Here is a 17827-nt window from a genome sequence, read left to right as displayed (position 1 = left end):
CCCCGTGCCGGGGAGGAGTTTTAATTCATGCATTCCCCATCAACGCGGTGCGGCGCGCCCGGCTCAGCGCAAATCCACCACCATCGGGAAATGATCGGACGGGTAGCGCGGGCCGCGATGGTCGGTCGCCACCCGCGCCGCAACCGGCCGGAACCCGAGCACGAACACATAATCGATCCGCCGGTCGGGCGTGCCGGTAAAGTCGTGGAAGGTCAGCACCGGCCCTGACCGCTGCGGTGCCCGCGCCCAGGCATCGGCCAGCGTGGCGGCAAAGGCGCGATAGGCTTCGCTGTCGGGCTGGGCGTTCAGGTCGCCGGTCACCACCACCGGCAACCGCCCGGCAATGCGCCGCATCCGCGCCAGCAGCACGCCCGCCGCCTTCGTCCGCGCGATCGCGTCGCTGTCGCGGTGCGGGAAATGGGTGTCGAATAGTACGAACCGCCGGCCATCCTTGCGCACGAACTCGCCCCAATTGACCATGCGCGGCAGGTCGGTGCCCCAGCTGGCGCTGCCCACCCGGTCGGGTGTGTCCGACAACCAGAAATCGCCATGCCGCACCAGCCGCAACCGGTCGGTACGATACAGGATGCCCATATGCTCGTCGGCATGGGCCCCGCGCCGGTCGCGCCCGAACCAGCGCCAGTGCGACAGCGCGCGGACGATCGCATCCCCCTGTCGCCGGTACAGCTCCTGCGTGCCCACCACATCCGGATCGGCGGCGCGGATCGTATCGATCAGGATCGGCGCGCGCGCCTCCCACCGGTTGGGGCCGTCGTCGGGATTGGGGTAGCGGACGTTGAAGCTCATGACGCGCAGGTCGCGCGCCTGTACCGGCATCGCGACGACCGCGAGGGTGGTCAGCAGCCAGCGGATCATGCCGCGATCCATTCGACGCCGGGGGTGACGGCGGCATAGGCCGGGTCGATCGCGCGGTCGGTGACGATGCGGTCGATATCGGCGAAGGCCGCCACCGCGACGATGCTCGCCCGGTCGAATTTCGACGAATCGACCGCCATCGTCACCCGGCGTGACTGGGCGATCATCTGGCGGCACAGCTCGCCCTCGCCGACGTGATAATCGGTGAAGCCCGCCGCGACATCGACCGATTCGGTCGACACGATCGCCATGCCCGGCCGGAACTGCGCCAGATAGGCCCGCGCCGTCGCGTCGAAGAACGCCCGGTACCGGTCGTCCAGCTCGCCACCCGCCAGATACAGCCGGTTGCCATAGCGCCCGCCCAGCTCCGCCGCGACGCCCAGGGCGTTGGTGACGACGGTCAGGTCGCGTTTGCCCTTGATCGCCTGCGCGACATGGAACGCGGTCGAACTGGCATCGAGATACAACGAATCGCCGTCCGCAACGGTCTGCGCCACGGCGGCGGCGATGCGCTGCTTAGGCCCGGCGTTGCGGTGCAGCCGCTCCTCGAACGGTCCTTCCTCCACCGATTTGGCGAGGCGCGCACCGCCGTGAATCCGCTCGATCAGCCCGTCGGCCTCCAGCAGCCGCAACTCGCGTCGCACCGTTTCGTCGGACACCGCCAGCGTATCGGCCAGCGTGTGAATGCCCAGCGGTTCGCCCTGGACAAGCAGGTCGAGGATTTCCTGGCGGCGGTCGCGGCGTTTCATCATCGCGCTACAGCATATCGTCCGTGACCGGGGACACAAGCGATCACCGCACAACTCAACAGTAATTCATCATAACGGTTCGTCTCTCCCAGAAATCATCAGGAAATCCACACCCGGATGCGCCATTGTCATAAATTATACACAAGCTTTGGCTAGCGGCGCGATCCAACGGGGAACAACCCCGCGACCAATCCAACATACCCTTGGGGGGAATATCCATGTCGTCGATCCCGACGCTGCCGGCACGCCGGCGGCGCGCCCATGCGCTTGTCCTGTCCAGCGGCATCGCCGCGCTGACGCTGGGCGCGCTGCTGCCCGCCGCCGCCCTTGCCCAGGACGCGTCCGTCGCGCCCGTCGCCGAGGAACCGCAGCAGACCGCCAGTGAATCGCTGACCGACGATATTGTCGTCAACGGCCGTCGCCAGCGCACCGCGTTGAACGAGGAACAGCAGGCGATTGCCACGATCGACATCGTGACCACCGGCGACGTCGCGATCCATTCGCAGACCAGCATCGCCGACCTGGCCAAGATGCTGCCGGGCGTGTCGGTCAGCCGCGACCAGGGCCGCAACCAGAGCGCGACCGGCGAAGCGCAGTTCGTGACGATCCGCGGGTTCGACACCAGCTATAACGCCTACACCCTCGATGGCCTGCGCCTGCCGCAGACGTCGGGCAACAACCGCGCGATCTCGCTCAACCTGTTCTCGCCCTTCGCGATCGGCGGGATCGTGACCGACAAGACGCCGGGCGCGGCCAAGGATGCCGACAGCATCGCCGGCATCGTCGACCTGCGCACGCCGACCGCGTTCGATTTCAACCAGAGCTTCACCCGCGCCCGCGTGCTGGGGCAGGTCGCCGGCCTCGCACTCGACCGCGAGCAGGAAGCGTTCGGCGGGGCGATCGGCCTCGACGCCGCGCGCCGCTTCGGCAGCGATCACCAGTTCGGTGTCTATGTCGCGGCGTATCTGGAAGAGCGCGGCAACGCCGCCGAATCGACCGCCGTGCAGAATGATTACAAGCCGACCCGCGCCAACAGCGGCAATTCGCGCGCCAACCCGAACGCACTGACCGCCGATGGCGTGCAGTGGAATTTCTACAACAACAAGATCAAGCGCTACGGCGCGACCGGCGCGTTCGACTTCCGCAGCGACCCCGTCGATCTCTACGCCCGCGTCAACTATGCGACGTATCTCAACACCAACACCATGAACCAGACCGGGCTGCGCAACGAACTGACGCGCGGCCAGACGAACCCGAACGGCGGGTCGTACAATGCCGCGGGCGTCTACACCCCGCTCGGCATCAACCCGGCCAGCTATTTCCGCACCGAGGATATCGAGCAGGAACTGTTCTCGGCACAGGTCGGCGCGAAGGCGCATTGGGAGGGCTTCACCGCCGCGCTGGAAGGCGCGTACGCCGATGGCCGGTTCGACCAGCCGACCCGGATCGAGGCGGCGTTCCGCGGCATCGCCTATAACGGCACCGCGACCAACACCGGTGCCGCGACCGAAGGCGTGAACGTCGACCTGTCGAACCCGAAGTCGCCGCGCCCGATCCTGTCGAACGGCGCCATCGCCTATGTTGCGTCGCTCGACCGGCCGACCCAGCTCTATGTCCAGCGCGGCTATGACTATCTGAGCGAGACCAAGAAGACGCTGAAGGGCAGCATCGGCTGGGACAGCCAGAGCTTCGTGAAGGTCGAGGTCGGTGGTCTGTACGAGGATTCGGACCGGTCGGGTCGCAGCCTCGCGCCCGACCAGACGCGCTATCGCTTCCTCACCCCGCTGCAGAACGGCACGGTGCAGGGGCCGTCGATCAACCAGTATCTCGGCTATGTCCTGAAGGACTTCCTCGATTACTATCCCGCCCGCCCGATCAAGGTGCTGTCGCGTGCGCAGCTCGACGCGCAGGTCCGCGACTATGTGCCGCTGATCCCGGTGTCGCAGACCACGCTGAACCAGGGCCTGTCGAGCGGCAACGAAACGCGCAAGGCGCTGTACGGCACCGCCACGCTGACCTTCGGCAACCTCGAAGTGATGCCCGGCGTCCGGTACGAGGATAACGGCTTCCGCGCACGCTATTACCTGAGCGACGTGAACGGCGCGCGCTTCGTCAACGCCGGGCGCGATTACGATCATATCGACCCCAGCCTGCTGGCGGCGTGGAAGCCCAACGGCAACCTGACGGTGCGTGGCGCGGTACGCTCCAGCTATGCCCGCCCCGCCTTCGACCTGCTCGCCGGCCCAACCCGGATCAGCGAACCGGCCAGCGACGGCACCGTGACGATCACCCAGCCGAACCCGGACCTGAAGCCGGTGCAGGCATGGAGCTATGACGCGGGCGTCGATTACCAGATGGGCGTCGGCCGCTATGTCCAGCTGGCCGCCTATTACAAGGACCTGAGCAACTTCATCGTCAGCACCGCATCGCGCAGCGGCAGCGAGACGGTCGGCAAGACCACCTTCATCCGCCCGATCAACGGCGGCGGCGGCACCGCGAAGGGCGTCGAGGCATCGGGCCGCTTCACCGTCGGCGACATGGTCGACAGCAGCTTCCTCAGCAATTTCGGCGTGGGCGGCAACGTCACCTACCAGAAGACCGAGGCGACCTACATCATCCCGGTGAACGGCGCGCGCACCACCCGCAGCAGCACGCTGCCCCAGGCGCCGGACCTGATCTACAATGCCGAGGTCTTTTATGCCGGCGGCGGGTTCCGCACGAACCTGTGGTACAACTATATCGGCAAGTTCCTGGCCGCGGTGCAGGACAGCCAGCCGGACATCTATGTCCAGCCGGTCGGCGAGCTGAACTTCGGTGCCGCCTATGAAGTCACCGACAACCTCAAAATCGGCGTGTCGGCGCGCAACCTGCTCGACCAGCACACCTATTGGGCGACGGTGGGGAAGGGCGAGACGTATATCTCGAACGACCGCAACGGCGGCTATCTGAAGACCGGCCGGGTGTTCCAGTTCAGCCTGACCATGAAGATGTAAGCGGGCGGGGCGGCGGCGTTAGCGTCGCCGCCCGTGTCCGTACGCCGCATCGTGACGCCCACCCCCTACCGTCACCCCGGGCTCGACCCGGGGTCCCGCTTCGTCTCCGGCGCTCGCGCAAAAGCGGGACCCCGGATCAAGTCCGGGGTGACGAAGCAGATATCCGTACCCCCGCCTGCGCGGGGGTATGGACCTATCGAACCACAAGGACCGACCATGCGCCTTCTGCTCCTCGCCGCCACGCTGCTGACCCCGCTGCCCGCCGCTGCGCAGGACAAGGTGGAGCGGGTCGTAATGCTGATGCGCCACGGCGTCCGCGCGCCGATCACGGGCGAAGCGCCGCTCGACACCAAGGTCGCGGGGGAATGGCCCGCATGGCCGGTCGCGCCGGAGTTCCTGACCCCGCACGGCGCGAAGGCGATCGCGCAGCTCGCCCGCCACGACCGCCACTGGCTGGGCACCACCGGCTGTCCGAAGCCCGGCACCGTCCGCATCCACACCAATACGCCCGAACGCACCATCGCCACCGGCCGCGCCTATGCCGATGCGCTGGCACCGGGCTGCAAGTTGCCGGTCGATCATCTGCCGGCGGGGCAGGTCGATCCGCTGTTCGAACCGCTGCGTGCCGGGGCGACCGCGTTCGATGCGACGAAAGCGGTGGCGGCGATCACTGCCTATACCGGCGGCGTGAACGGCCTGACTGCGCGCCATGCTGCTGCGATCCGCGAACTCGACCGGGTGCTCGGCTGCGGCCTGCCCGCCGGTTGCTCGACGCCGGGACCAGCGACGCTGAAGCCCAGCGCCGACGGACGCGGTGTCGACTTCACCGGGCCGATCCGCGCGACGTCGGGCACCGCGCAGGTGATCCTGCTGCAATATGCCGAGGGGATGCCGATGCGCGATGTCGGCTTCGGCCGCGCCGATGCGGTGACGATCAAGCGGCTGGGGGCGCTGCACGCCGCGCTGTTCGACGTCTTCACCCGCGCACCCTACATGGCCGCGCATCAGGCGGGGCCGCTGGGCGATCACATGCTGAAGACGCTCACCGCGCCGACCGGCCCGCGCCTCGACGTGCTGGTCGGGCATGACACCAACGTCACCGCGCTGGCGGCGGCGCTGGGCGTCGATCTCGACGCGCCGGGCTTTGCGCTGAACGATGCGGCGCCGGGCGGCGCGCTGGTGCTGACCCGCCGTCGCGATGCGCGCGGGCCCTATGTCACGCTGTCCTATCGCGTGCAGCCGCTCGATGCGATCCGTGCCGGCGCGGCGACCGTCGTCGACCGGCCGATCGCCATCCCCGGTTGTGCGAAGCGCTGTCCGCTCGACCGGTTCGACAAATTGTTGCGCGCGAAACTCGCCCCCGTCGTCACGGGGTGATAGCCTCGCGCCCATGCCGATTTACGCCCTTGCCGATGCCGTGCCCGACCTTGCCCCCGACAGCTGGGTTGCGCCGTCCGCCGACCTGATCGGCGCGGTACGGCTGGGGGCGGGGGCCAGCGTCTGGTTCGGCGCGGCGGTGCGCGCCGACAATGGCGTCATCGCCATCGGCGCGCGCAGCAATGTGCAGGACGGCGCGGTCCTCCACAGCGATCCCGGTGCGCCGCTGACCCTGGGCGAGGACTGCACCATCGGCCACCGCGCGGTGCTGCACGGCTGCACCATAGGCGACCGGGTGCTGATCGGCATGGGCGCGACCGTACTGAACCACGCGGTGATCGCCGAGGACTGCGTGGTCGGCGCCGGGGCGTTGGTGACCGAGGGCAAGACCTTTCCACCGGGAAGCCTGATCGTCGGTGCGCCGGCGCGGGCGGTCAAGACGCTGACCGACGAACAGCTGGCGGGGTTGAAGCTGTCGGCGGCGGTCTATGTGGAAAAGGCTAAGCACTATCGCGGGGCGCTGCGCCCGGTCGCATGATCCGGCCGCTTTCGCCCGATCTGGTTCATGAGGTGCCGGAAGATTTGGCGGACGCCCTCTCCGCCGAACTGGTCGCGGGTAAAAGCGCCCTTGCTGCTGGCCCGGCTGCATGCATCGCGCCGACAAACCGGCCAGCCGCTGGCAACAGGCGGTGCTGATCGAGCGTAAGCGCTGAACGCTCCACCACGTCACCCCSGACTTGATCCGGGGTCCCGCTTCTTTCTCTGTCATTGGTAAGAAGCGGGACCCCGGATCAAGTCCGGGGTGACGAAGGCACTACAGCGTAACCCCCGACTTCCAGATTCCGATTGCGCGTTCCTCGTTCACCTCGTTGCGCGCAGGCTCCCCCGAAGCCACCGCCACGATCTTCGCCAGCAGACGATCGGCAGCCGCCTCCTGCCCATCGTCCAGCGCCACGCTCGCGTCGAAGTCGATCCACCCGCCCTTGCGCGTCGCCAGGTCGCGATTAGTCGCGATCTTCATCGTCGGCACCGGCGACCCCAGCGGCGTGCCGCGCCCGGTCGAAAACAGCGTCAGCGTCGCGCCCGCCGCCGCCAACGCGGTCGTCGACACCGCGTCGTTGCCCGGCCCGTCGACCACCGACAGCCCGCGCTTCCGCACCGGTTCGCCATAGTCGAGCACGTCGGTCACGGTCGCCAGCCCGCCCTTCTGCACCGCGCCCAGCGACTTTTCCTCCAGCGTGGTGATCCCGCCCGCGATGTTGCCGGGGCTGGGGTTTTCCGACACCGGTTCGCCATGGTCGAGGAAATAGCGTTTGAAGCGGTTGGTCACCTCGACCAGCCGGTCGAACACGGCTTCGTCGGCACAGCGCGCCATCAGCAATCGCTCGGCCCCGAAAATCTCCGGGATTTCGGTCATCAGCACGCTGCCGCCCGCCGCCGCCACCCGGTCGGTCATCCGCCCGATCAGCGGATTGGCGGTCAGCCCCGACATCGAATCCGACCCGCCGCACTTCACCCCCAGCCGCAATGCCGACAGCGGCACCGGCTGCCGCGTCGCCTGCGCCGCTTCGGCCAGTGCGTCCACCGCCGCCACGCCCGCGGCGAATTCGTCGGCGCTCGCCTGCGCCCGCACCGTCCGTACGCGCGGCAGCATTTGCGGAGGAAGCCGGGCGAGCATCGCATCCAACTGGTTCGATTCGCACCCCAGCCCCAGCAGCACGACCCCGCCGGCATTGGGATTGCACGCCAGCGCCGCCAGGATCGCCGCCGTGCGGTTCAGGTCGTCGCCCAGCTGCGAACAGCCGAACGGATGGTTGAACGCATGGACCCCATCGACCCGCCCGGCATGGCGCGGGCCCGCCTGCGCCGCGATCCGCTCGCCCAGCCGCCCGACACAGCCGACCGTCGGCAACACCCAGATTTCGTTGCGCGTGGCCACGCTGCCATCGGCACGGACATAGCCGGCAAAGCCCGGTTCGGCGCGGGCGGCGGCGGCCGGCGGCAGGGCAGGGGCGTAGCGATAGGCATCCTCGCCCGACAGCGCCGTCCGCACATTATGGACATGGACGTGCGCGCCCGGCGCGATGTCCGCCGTGGCGATGCCGAACGCCGCGCGATAGCGGCGCACCGGCGCACCCGCTGCGATGCCGCGCACTGCAATCTTGTGCCCCTTCGCCACATCCTCCCGCGCCACCACCGCCGCATCGTCGACGCGCACCACGTCCCCCGCCGCGACGGAATCGAGCAACAGCGCGACGTCATCGTCGCGATCGACCCGGACGGCGCGGGCGGGATTCTGGTCGGCCATCATCGATAATTAGACCGTTGCCAGCGCTGGCACAATGTCGCATCGATGCCCCTGAGGAGATTTCGATGACCGCGCTGCTGCTGCATCCCGACCGCCTGTTGCCCGCAGACCCGACGACGCGGGGCATTGCCCGTGACCTGTACGGCACCGTCCGCGACCTGCCGATCATCAGCCCGCATGGCCATACCGACCCGGCATGGTTCGCGACCGACCGGCCATGGGCCAACGCGACCGAGCTGCTGCTGTCGCCCGACCATTATCTGTTCCGGATGCTGTATAGCCAGGGCGTCGCGCTCGACGATCTGGCGGTGCCGCGCCGCGACGGAACGATCGTCGCCGATCCGCGCAAGGCGTGGGGCGTGTTCGCCGCCCACCAGCATCTGTTCCGTGGCACGCCGTCGCGGTTGTGGCTCGATCATGTGTTCGGCGCGGTATTCGGGTTCGACGAAGCGCTGAGCGCGGCCAATGCCGACGAATATTACGACCGGATCGGCGAAGCGCTGGCGACCGACGCCTATCGCCCGCGCGCGCTGTTCGACCGGTTCGGGATCGAGCTGCTGGCGACGACCGAGGGGGCCGACGACCCGCTCGACGATCACCGCGCGATCCGCGCCAGCGGCTGGGGCGGGCGGGTCGTCACCGCCTATCGCCCCGATGCGGTGATCGATTGCGAGCATGAGGCCTTTCGCCCGGCGCTGGCGAAGTTCGCCGACCTGACGCAAGAGGACGTTCACGACTGGACCGGCTATCTGCGCGCGCACGCCAAACGGCGGCAGGACTTCATCGCGGCCGGTGCAACCTCGACCGATCACGGCCACCCTACCGCGCGCACCGCCAATTTGTCGCGCGCCGAGGCCGAGGCGCTGTTCGCGAAGGTCATTGCCGGCACCGCCGACGCGACCGATGCCGAACTGTTCCGCGCGCAGATGCTGACCGAAATGGCGCGGCTGTCGATCGACGACGGGCTGGTGATGCAGATTCACCCCGGCTCCTTCCGCAACCATAATCGCGGGCTGTTCGATGCCTATGGCCGCGACAAGGGTGCCGATATCCCGACCCGCACCGATTATGTCGCGGCGCTGAAGCCGATGCTCGATGTCGTCGGCACCTCGACCGACCTGACGATCATCCTCTTCACGCTGGATGAATCCACCTATGCCCGCGAACTGGCGCCGCTGGCCGGGCACTATCCCTGCCTGAAGCTGGGGCCGGCATGGTGGTTCCACGACAGTCCGGAGGGGATGCGCCGCTTCCGCGAGGCAACGACCGAGACCGCCGGCTTTTACAACACCGTCGGGTTCAACGACGATACCCGCGCCTTCCTGTCGATCCCGGCACGGCACGACGTCGCCCGCCGCGTCGATTGCGCGTTCCTCGCACGCCTCGTCGCCGAACACCGGCTGGACGAAGCGGAGGCGCACCAGGTCGCGCACGACCTCGCCTATGGTCTGGTCAAGCGGGCGTACAAGCTGTGAGGCTGTCCAACGCTACGCTTGGCGCACTGCCGCCTGAGGTCGCGCGGCCGGACTATGACCGCGCCAGCCTGACGCCGGGCATGGTTCATATCGGCCCCGGTGCGTTCCACCGCGCGCATCAGGCGGCCTATGTCGACGGCATCCTGCGCCGCGACCCCCGCTGGGCGATCAGCGCGGTTGCGCTCAATTCTACCGGGGTGGCCGATGCGCTGGCGCCGCAGGACGGCCTCTACACGCTGGCGCTGCTGGGGGTGGAGACACGCCACCGCGTCATCGGATCGATCGTCGGGCTGCTGACCGCGTCGCACCGCGATGCGATCCTGTCGCGCATCGCTGCGCCGACCACGCGGCTGGTCACGACGACGGTGACCGAGAAGGGCTATCACCTCGACGCGCATGGTGCGCTCGACCTGGAGCACCCCGCCATCGTCCGCGAGCTGACCGGGGCGGAGCCGTCCACGCTGTCGGGCTGGCTGGTCGCCGGGCTGGCGGCGCGGCGCGCGGCGGGCGGCGGGGCAATCACGCTGCTGGCGTGCGACAATCTGGTGGACAATGGCCATCGTTTCCGCCGCTCCGTCCGCGATCTTGCCGCCGCGCGCGATCCCGATCTGGCGGCCTGGATCGACGATCATGTCCGCTTCCCCTCCACAATGGTCGATTCGATCACGCCGGCGAGCGACGACGCACTGCGCGCCTCGGTGCGTGCCGCCACCGGCCTCGACGATGCGTGGCCGATCCAGCGTGAGGCGTTCAGCCAGTGGGTGATCGAGGACGACTTCGCCGGCGACCGCCCGCCGTTCGACCTTGCCGGCGCGCAGTTCACCCGCGACGTGCGCGGGTTCGAGAATGCGAAGCTGCGCCTGCTCAACGGCGCGCATTCGACGCTCGCCTATCTCGGCATCCTGATGGGGCTGGCAACGGTGCGCGACGCGATGGCCTGTGCCCCGCTCGCCGCCTTTGCCGAACGGTTGATGCGCGAGGATATCGCGCCGTCGATTGTGCCACCCGCCGAAATGGACCTGCCGGCCTATATCGCCGACGTGCTGGCGCGCTTCGCCAATCCGGCGATCGCGCATCAATTGGCGCAGATCGCGTGGGACGGTTCGCAAAAGCTGCCCTACCGCCTGTGCGACACGATCCGCGACGCGCGCGCCGCCGGCCGGCCGGTCGCGCGGCTGGCCGTGCCGATCGCGGCATGGTTCCGGTTTCTCGACCATCGCAAGGCGAGCGGCGAAGCGTTGGTCGATCCGCGCGCCGACGCGCTGCTGGCGCGTGCCGGGAATGTACGCGCGCTGCTGGCGATGGGCGAGGTGTTCGGCGATCTGGGCGCGGACGCCGCCTTCGTCGCGGCGGTCGAGCGGGCCTATGCCGCGTTGGCACCGGGCGGGGATCTGGCGGCGGCGCTGGCATAATTCGAACCCCCGCGCAGGCGGAAGTTCAGGCAGTATCGCCGCTAGTCCGGTGATGTCGCGCAGCGTACCCCCGCGCAGGCGGGGGTCCAGGGTTCCAAACGAACCGCTATCTTGCTTGGCTCTGGACCCCCGCCTGCGCGGGGGCACGGCTCACACCAGCAGTCCCGTCGCCACCCCCTCATGCGCCAGCAGCCACTGCTTGCGCGCCAGCCCGCCGGCATAGCCGGTCAGCTGCCCCGACCGCCCGATGATCCGGTGGCACGGCACGACGATCGCGATCGGGTTCGACCCGTTGGCCATCCCCACGGCGCGCATCGCGCTCGGCCGGTCGATCGCGGCGGCGATGTCGGCATAGGCGACCGTCCGTCCGGCGGGCACGTCGCGCAGCGCCGCCCATACCGCGCGCTGGAACGCGGTGCCGCCGGTCGCGGTCGGCAGCGTGTCGATCGCCGACAGGTCGCCCGCGAAATAGGCGGTCAGCGCGCGCCATGCGTCGCTCGCTCCGACCGCCGGTTCGATCCGCCACCCCTGCGGATAGTGTAGCCGCAACAGCCGCTCCATCCGGTCGTGATGGTCCTCGAACTCCAGCGCGCGCAGCACGCCATCGTCATCGGTCAGGATCGTGATCGCGCCGACGGGGCTGGGCAGGGTTTCGGACAGGAGCAGTTGCGTCATGCCCGCAACCCTGCCGTTCGCCGGGCGATGCTGCCAGCGGAAAGCGGACATCGTGTCACGGCTATGTCCGGTTTCCGCTAGTCACCATCGGCCGCACGGCTACACTCGCGCCATGCTCGACCCCGACCACTGCTATGCCGCGATTGCGCGGCGCGACCCGGCGATGGACGGGCTGTTCTTCACCGCCGTGCGCACCACCCGCATCTATTGCCGCCCGGTGTGCCCGGCACGCACGCCGGAGCGCGGCAATGTCGCCTTCTATACCAGCGCGGCGGCGGCGCAGGCGGCGGGCTATCGCCCCTGCCTGCGCTGTCGCCCCGAAACCGCACCCGACAGCCCGGCCTGGGCAGGCACGCTCGCCTCGATCCACCGCGCGCTGCGGCTGATCGATGACGGCGCGCTGGCCGAAGGCAGCGTCGCCGACCTCGCCGATCGTCTCGGCATGAGCGACCGCCATTTGCGCCGGCTGTTCGTCGAGCATCTGGGCCTGACCCCGCTCGCTGTCGAGGCGACGCGGCGGCTCCACCTCGCCAAGCATCTAGTCCACGACACGCGCCTGGCCCTGACCGACATCGCCTTCGCCGCCGGCTATGGCAGCGTGCGCCGCTTCAACGAAGCGTTCCAGGCGGCGTTCGGCCGCGCCCCCTCGACGCTCCGCCGCGAAGCCACTTTGCCCGATCCCGCCGCGCCGATCGCCGTCACCATCGCCCATCGACCCGATTTCGTGCCCACCGGCGCGGTGCAGGTTGCGCTGCCGGAGGGGCATGCCGAAGTGACGCCGGGCAGGGGGCGGAAGCTGTGCATCACCCTGACCGACGTCCCGCTTCCCGCCCTCGGCCGTGCGATCGCCGCCGCGAAACGCGCGGTGTTCGCCGGGGGCTGAAAGCGCTTTCCTACAGCGGGCCAGGCGGTCACGATGACGACCGGTCTTTCGCATCGCCGGTCGTCATCAAAGCAGAGGGTTTCCGCCAAACCCCGAACGCCACACTCGCGCGCAAATTGCGCGCGAGTGTGAACTTTGTGAACTTTGGCCTCAGACCAGCCCGTGCCGCGCCAGCATCGCCGCCGGATCGGGATCGCGCCCGCGGAACGCGCGGAACAGGTCGATCGCCGGTCGCACCGCGCCTTGGGCGAGCACCGTCTCGCGCAGCCGGTCGCCGGTCGCCCGGTCCATCGTCCCCGCCTCGACGAACGCGGCAAAGCCGTCCGCCGCCAACAATTCGGCCCAAAGGTAACTGTAATAGCCCGCCGCATAGCCCCCGGCGAAGATATGCGCGAAGGCGTGGGGGAAACGATGCCATGCGGGCGGGCGCACCACCGACACCTCGTCGCGCACCGCCTCGATCACCGCCATCGGATCGTCGCCCTGTGTGCCCAGATGCAGCAGCAGGTCGAACATCGCGAACTCGATCTGCCGGACCAGGAACATGCCCGACCCGAACCGCCGTGCCGCCAGCATCCGGTCGAACAGGTCGCGCGGCAGCGGTTCGCCGGTGTCGACATGCCCCGACATGGCGGAGAGTACGGAGGGCTCCCACGCGAAATCCTCCATCAACTGGCTGGGCAGCTCGATCGCGTCCCATTCGAACCCGGTCGTCCCGGCAATGTCGGGCCGGGGGACGCGGGTGAACAGGTGGTGGAGGCAATGCCCCGTCTCGTGCAGCAGCGTGGTCACGTCGTCATGGCTCAACAGCGGCGTCTCCCCGCCGGTCGGCGCGAAGTTGCAGACCAGATACGCGACCGGCAGGCTGGCATCGGCCAGATAGGGCCGGGCAGGGGCCATCCACGCGCCGCCCTTCTTGCCGGCCCGCGCGTGCAGGTCGAGGTACAGCCCGGCGAATACCCCGGTGTCGTCAGCGACGTCGTAATAGCGCGCATCGGGATGCCAGGTCGCGACGTCGCGCCGCTCGGTCAGCGTCAGCCCGAACAATTGTCCCAGCAGGTCACGCCATCCGGACAGCACCCGGTCGACCGGGAAATACGCCTTGATGACCGACTGGTCGATCGCATGGGCATGGCGCTTCAGCCGGTCGCTGACGAAGCCGACGTCCCATGGCTGCAGGTCTTCGATCCCCAGATGCTCGGCGGCAAAGGCGCGCAGCTCGGCGATCTCCGCTTCGGCATGGGGCCGCGCCCGCGTGGCCAGGTCGCGCAGGAATGCCAGCACTTCACCCACGTCGGGCGCCATCTTGGTGCTGAGCGAGCGGGCGACGGGATCGGGGAAGCCGAGCAGCCGGGAAGCCTCATGCCGCAGTTCGAGGATGCGGCGGATGCGTGGGCCATTGTCGAATTTCCCCGCATCCGGCCCCTGGTCCGACGCGCGGGTGCCATAGGCGCGATAGACTTGCGCCCGCAGGTCGCGATCCTCGGCAAAGGTCAGGACGGCGACGACGCTCGGCTGTTGCAGCGTCACGACCCAGCCCTCCAGCCCGCGTGCCTGCGCGGCGGCGGCCATCATCGCCCGGTCGGCATCCGACAGCCCGGCCAGCCGCGCTGCGTCGGTCACGTGCAGCGTCCATGCATCGGTCGCGTCCAGCACCGCGCTGGCGAACTCGGTCTGCAATGCCGACAGCTCGGTCGCCACGTCCTTGAACCGTTCGCGCGCGGCATCGTCCAGCGCGACCCCGGCCAGCGTCCGGTCGCGGATCGACCGTTCGACCGCCACCCGATCGGCATCGTCCAGCGTGGCGAAGTCCGGCGTGACCTCCAGCGCGCGCAGCGTGTCGAACATCGCCCGGTCCTGCTGCGCGGCGATGCCCCGCTCGGTCAGCACGGCCTGTCCTACCGCATGCGCCGCGCGCAGCTCGGGCGTGTCGGCGACTGCGTGGAGGTGCCACACGCTCGACCAGAAATTGTCGAGCGCGACATCGGCCTGCTCGACCGGCAGCCAGGTGTCGGCAAAGCTCGGGCTCGCCGCCTTGGCAGCCTCGGCCACCGCGTCGCGTTCCGCGAGCAGCGCGTCGAGCGTCGGGGCAATCGTCTCGGGGGTGATCGCGGCGAAATCGGGAAGTGCAGACAATCCGGGTTCCTTCAGCATTCGACGACATTGACCGCCAGGCCACCCTGGCTGGTCTCCTTATACTGGCTCTTCATATCCTCGCCCGTCTGGCGCATCGTTTCGATCACCTGGTCGAGGCTGACGATGTGGCGACCGTCGCCGTGCAGCGCCAGATAGGCGGCGTTGATCGCCTTGATCGCGCCCATCGTGTTGCGCTCGATACACGGGATCTGCACCAGCCCGCCGATCGGGTCGCAGGTGAGGCCCAGATTATGCTCCATGCCGATCTCGGCGGCATTCTCGACCTGTGCCGGGCTGGCGCCCAGTGCTGCGGCAAGGCCGGCGGCGGCCATCGAACAGGCGACGCCGACCTCGCCCTGACATCCCATCTCGGCCGCCGAGATGGAGGCGTTCTGCTTGTAGAGGAAACCGATCGCGGCCGCCGTCATCAGCAATGCCTGTGCGCCCGCGCGGGTCGATCCGTGGACGAAAGTTTCGTAATATTTGAGGACGGCGGGGATCACCCCCGCTGCGCCGTTGGTCGGAGCGGTGACGACGCGCCCGCCCGCGGCATTCTCCTCATTCACCGCCAGCGCCCACAGGCTCACCCATTCGAACACAACGCTGGGGTCGGTACGCGGGCCGCGCTCCAGCAGCTTTTCGCGGATCGCCCGCGCGCGCCGCTGGACCTTCAGCCCGCCGGGCAGCTCGCCGGTGCCGGCGCAGCCCCGGTCGATCGATGCCAGCATCGCTGCGCGAACGGCATCGAGAAAGCCGACCGTCTCCGCCTCCGGCCGCCACGCGCTTTCGTTGGCGGCGACGATCTCGGCGATCGACTGGCGCGTGTCGGCGCACAGCGCGAGCAGGTCGTTACCGGTGGCAAAGGCATGGGGGAGCGTCAGGTTGATCCGCGGCGGCGCCTCCCCCTCCGCCCGGATCGCCCCGCCGCCGATGGAATAGTAGCGGCGGGTGATGCGGCTGCCATCGGCCAGTACGGCGGTGCATGCCATGGCGTTGGGGTGCCCCGGCAGGAAGCCGGGGTGGAACACGATGTCACGCTCGGCATCGAAGGCGATCGGGATCGTGCCGGCCAGGTCGAGCAGGTTGCCGTCCCGGATGCCGGAGACGATCCCTGCCACGGCATCGGGATCGACCCCCTCGGGCGTCGCACCCGACAGGCCCAGCAGCACCGCAATATCGGTCGCATGGCCCCGCCCGGTTAGCGACAGCGAACCGTAGAGGTCGCAATAGACCCGCTCCGGCACGATCCCGTCCTCGGCCAGCATCGTGGCAAAGGTATAGGCGGCGCGCATCGGCCCAACCGTGTGCGAACTCGACGGCCCGATGCCGATGGTGAACAGGTCGGTGACGCTGAGCGGGCTCATGCGGCGGCTCCCAGAACGGCGGCATAACGCTCCGCTGCGGGGCGCCAGTCGATCCCCCGTGCGGCCAGCCAGGCATCGTCGAAATAGGTGTCGCTATAGCGCAATCCCGAATCGCACAGGATCGTGACGACCGATCCTTCCGCATCGATGGCTGCCATCTCGGCGATCAGCGCGGCGCAGGCGACGAGGTTGGTCCCGGTCGACCCGCCGACCGGCCGGCCAAGCCGCTGGCTGAGCGCGCGCATTGCGCCGATGCTGTCGGCATCGTCCACCGCGATCATCCGGTCGATGACGCTGGGAACGAAGGACGGCTCGACGCGCGGGCGGCCGATCCCCTCGATCCCCGAGCATTGGCCCTCGACCGTGGTGATGGTCGGATCCGCGAAGTGGCGGTGGAAGACCGACCCCTGCGGATCGGCCACGCACAGCCGGGTGCTGTGCCGGCCATAGCGGATGAACCGCCCGAGCGTCGCCGACGTGCCCCCGGTGCCCGCGCCGCACACGATCCAGCTGGGTTCGGGATGATCCTCCTTGGCGAGCTGGGCAAAGATCGATTCGGCGATGTTGTTGTTGCCGCGCCAGTCGGTCGCCCGCTCGGCATAGGTGAACTGGTCGAGATAATGGCCGCCATGTGCATCGGCCAACGCCTGCGCCGCCGCATAGACCTCGCGCGGGTCGTCGACGAAATGCACTTCGCCGCCATGGAAGCGGATCGCGGCAATCTTTGCGCTGGCTATATTGCGCGGAACGACCGCCACGAACCGCAGGCCCAGCAACCGGGCGAAGTACGCCTCCGACACCGCGGTCGACCCGCTGGTCGCCTCGACCAGCACCGTATCGCGCTCGATCCAGCCATTGCACAACCCGTAGAGGATCAGCGAGCGCGCAAGGCGATGCTTCAGGCTCCCCGACGGATGCACCGACTCGTCCTTCAGGTAGAGGGTGATCCCCGGCGTCGCGGGCAACTCCACCCGGATCAGGTGCGTATCCGCCGACCGGCAGAAGTCCGCCTCCAGTCGCCGGATCGCCTCGCGGGTCCAGTGGCGGTCGTCGGGACGTGCAGCGGCAGGGGCGGGGGACAAGGCGAAGGTTCCTCTCATACGGGGGTGCGTGCGTCGCGCGCGGGTAATCCTTATGGCGTGCGGGGTCCCGGTGGGGAAGGTGGCGTCCGAAACAGGCACGTCACGGCATATTCCGGCCCCGCCACGCACAAAAACGGCATGGAACCGAAAAAACCGCAAAAACGTTGTTGACGCCTTCCGAACCCGCCCATATAAGCAGCTTCACCGGACGACGAGACGCTCTTCGCTTCTCCCGCCGGTCGCCTCGCTGACCTTCGGGTCGCTCCGCTGAAGCGGATAGCGAGATTGCTCTTTTTCTAGCCGGAACGCGGTGCCGATCGATTGATTGGTGCCTCTGTTCCGGTCCTCCTATCGCCGGCTCGCTGGCGCTTCAACCGAGAGGTTTGAGGCAGGAACGTTCTTTGAAATTGTTGATGAGATGAAGGGACATGTGGGCGGCGGCTTGCGGTCTTGCGCATTCAAGGTGCGTGATGATCGTTTTAAAGCTAAGTCGGCTC

General features: G+C 68.5%; 13 protein-coding genes. 6 read left to right on the top strand and 7 right to left on the bottom strand.

All coding sequences use genetic code 11. The annotated features are described in order from the left end of the window. Positions 1-63 precede the first annotated feature (63 nt). Both ASE67_RS12435 and ASE67_RS12430 read right to left on the bottom strand, forming a co-directional pair. The gene (locus tag ASE67_RS12435) at positions 64-876 is read right to left on the bottom strand and encodes an endonuclease/exonuclease/phosphatase family protein (RefSeq protein ID WP_235511898.1); all 813 of its coding nucleotides are present in this window, start codon (positions 874-876) and stop codon (positions 64-66) included. Continuing rightward, positions 873-1628 carry a DeoR/GlpR family DNA-binding transcription regulator gene (locus ASE67_RS12430; protein WP_055761749.1) on the bottom strand — a complete coding sequence of 252 codons (756 nt, stop codon included), beginning with the start codon at positions 1626-1628 and terminating at the stop codon, positions 873-875. Before ASE67_RS12430 ends, ASE67_RS12435 begins: the two co-directional genes overlap by 4 nt. A gap of 215 nt (positions 1629-1843) precedes the next feature. Here ASE67_RS12430 and ASE67_RS12425 point away from each other — a divergent pair, with 215 nt between their 5' ends. The 3 genes from ASE67_RS12425 (at position 1844) to ASE67_RS12415 (ending at position 6533) form a co-directional block, all read left to right on the top strand. Beyond that, on the top strand, positions 1844-4618 hold the full coding sequence (locus ASE67_RS12425) for a TonB-dependent receptor (RefSeq protein WP_055761744.1): 2775 nt from the start codon (positions 1844-1846) through the stop codon (positions 4616-4618). 216 nt (positions 4619-4834) lie between these two features. Beyond that, entirely contained in the window at positions 4835-5995 is a 1161-nt protein-coding gene (locus ASE67_RS12420) for a histidine-type phosphatase (protein ID WP_082457115.1), read from the top strand. A gap of 13 nt (positions 5996-6008) precedes the next feature. Then, positions 6009-6533 (top strand): gamma carbonic anhydrase family protein, encoded by a 525-nt coding sequence (locus ASE67_RS12415; RefSeq protein ID WP_055761741.1) that lies wholly within the window; start codon positions 6009-6011, stop codon positions 6531-6533. Between the two features lie 276 nt (positions 6534-6809). Here the strand turns inward: ASE67_RS12415 and ASE67_RS12410 are convergent, their stop codons facing one another. After that, positions 6810-8303, bottom strand: a complete 1494-nt coding sequence (locus ASE67_RS12410; protein ID WP_055762835.1) for a UxaA family hydrolase — start codon at positions 8301-8303, stop codon at positions 6810-6812. Positions 8304-8368: 65 nt separating this feature from the next. Between ASE67_RS12410 and uxaC the strand changes: the two genes are divergently transcribed. Then, positions 8369-9778 (top strand): glucuronate isomerase, encoded by a 1410-nt coding sequence (uxaC, locus tag ASE67_RS12405; RefSeq protein ID WP_055761738.1) that lies wholly within the window; start codon positions 8369-8371, stop codon positions 9776-9778. After that, positions 9775-11190 carry a mannitol dehydrogenase family protein gene (locus ASE67_RS12400; RefSeq protein WP_055761736.1) on the top strand — a complete coding sequence of 472 codons (1416 nt, stop codon included), beginning with the start codon at positions 9775-9777 and terminating at the stop codon, positions 11188-11190. The genes uxaC and ASE67_RS12400 overlap by 4 nt, the downstream gene beginning before the upstream one ends. A gap of 150 nt (positions 11191-11340) precedes the next feature. Here the strand turns inward: ASE67_RS12400 and ogt are convergent, their stop codons facing one another. Further along, on the bottom strand, positions 11341-11865 hold the full coding sequence (ogt, locus tag ASE67_RS12395) for a methylated-DNA--[protein]-cysteine S-methyltransferase (protein ID WP_055761733.1): 525 nt from the start codon (positions 11863-11865) through the stop codon (positions 11341-11343). Between the two features lie 112 nt (positions 11866-11977). Here ogt and ASE67_RS12390 point away from each other — a divergent pair, with 112 nt between their 5' ends. Next, entirely contained in the window at positions 11978-12748 is a 771-nt protein-coding gene (locus ASE67_RS12390; RefSeq protein WP_082457114.1) for a bifunctional transcriptional activator/DNA repair enzyme AdaA, read from the top strand. Between the two features lie 150 nt (positions 12749-12898). Here the strand turns inward: ASE67_RS12390 and ASE67_RS12385 are convergent, their stop codons facing one another. Genes ASE67_RS12385 through ASE67_RS12375 form a run of 3 tightly spaced genes read right to left on the bottom strand, consistent with a single transcriptional unit; the run spans position 12899 to position 17330 of the window. After that, positions 12899-14884: a M3 family metallopeptidase gene (locus ASE67_RS12385; protein WP_235511897.1), complete on the bottom strand. Its 1986-nt coding sequence runs from the start codon at positions 14882-14884 to the stop codon at positions 12899-12901. Between the two features lie 11 nt (positions 14885-14895). Then, positions 14896-16248, bottom strand: coding sequence for an L-serine ammonia-lyase (locus ASE67_RS12380; RefSeq protein ID WP_055761727.1), 1353 nt, complete (start codon positions 16246-16248; stop codon positions 14896-14898). Then, on the bottom strand, positions 16245-17330 hold the full coding sequence (locus ASE67_RS12375; RefSeq protein ID WP_235511896.1) for a PLP-dependent cysteine synthase family protein: 1086 nt from the start codon (positions 17328-17330) through the stop codon (positions 16245-16247). Before ASE67_RS12375 ends, ASE67_RS12380 begins: the two co-directional genes overlap by 4 nt. Between the last annotated feature and the right edge of the window lie 497 nt (positions 17331-17827).

It is taken from the genome of Sphingomonas sp. Leaf23 (genome assembly GCF_001421585.1).
Taxonomy (GTDB): domain Bacteria; phylum Pseudomonadota; class Alphaproteobacteria; order Sphingomonadales; family Sphingomonadaceae; genus Sphingomonas.
This window is presented reverse-complemented; position numbering and strand designations above follow the sequence as displayed.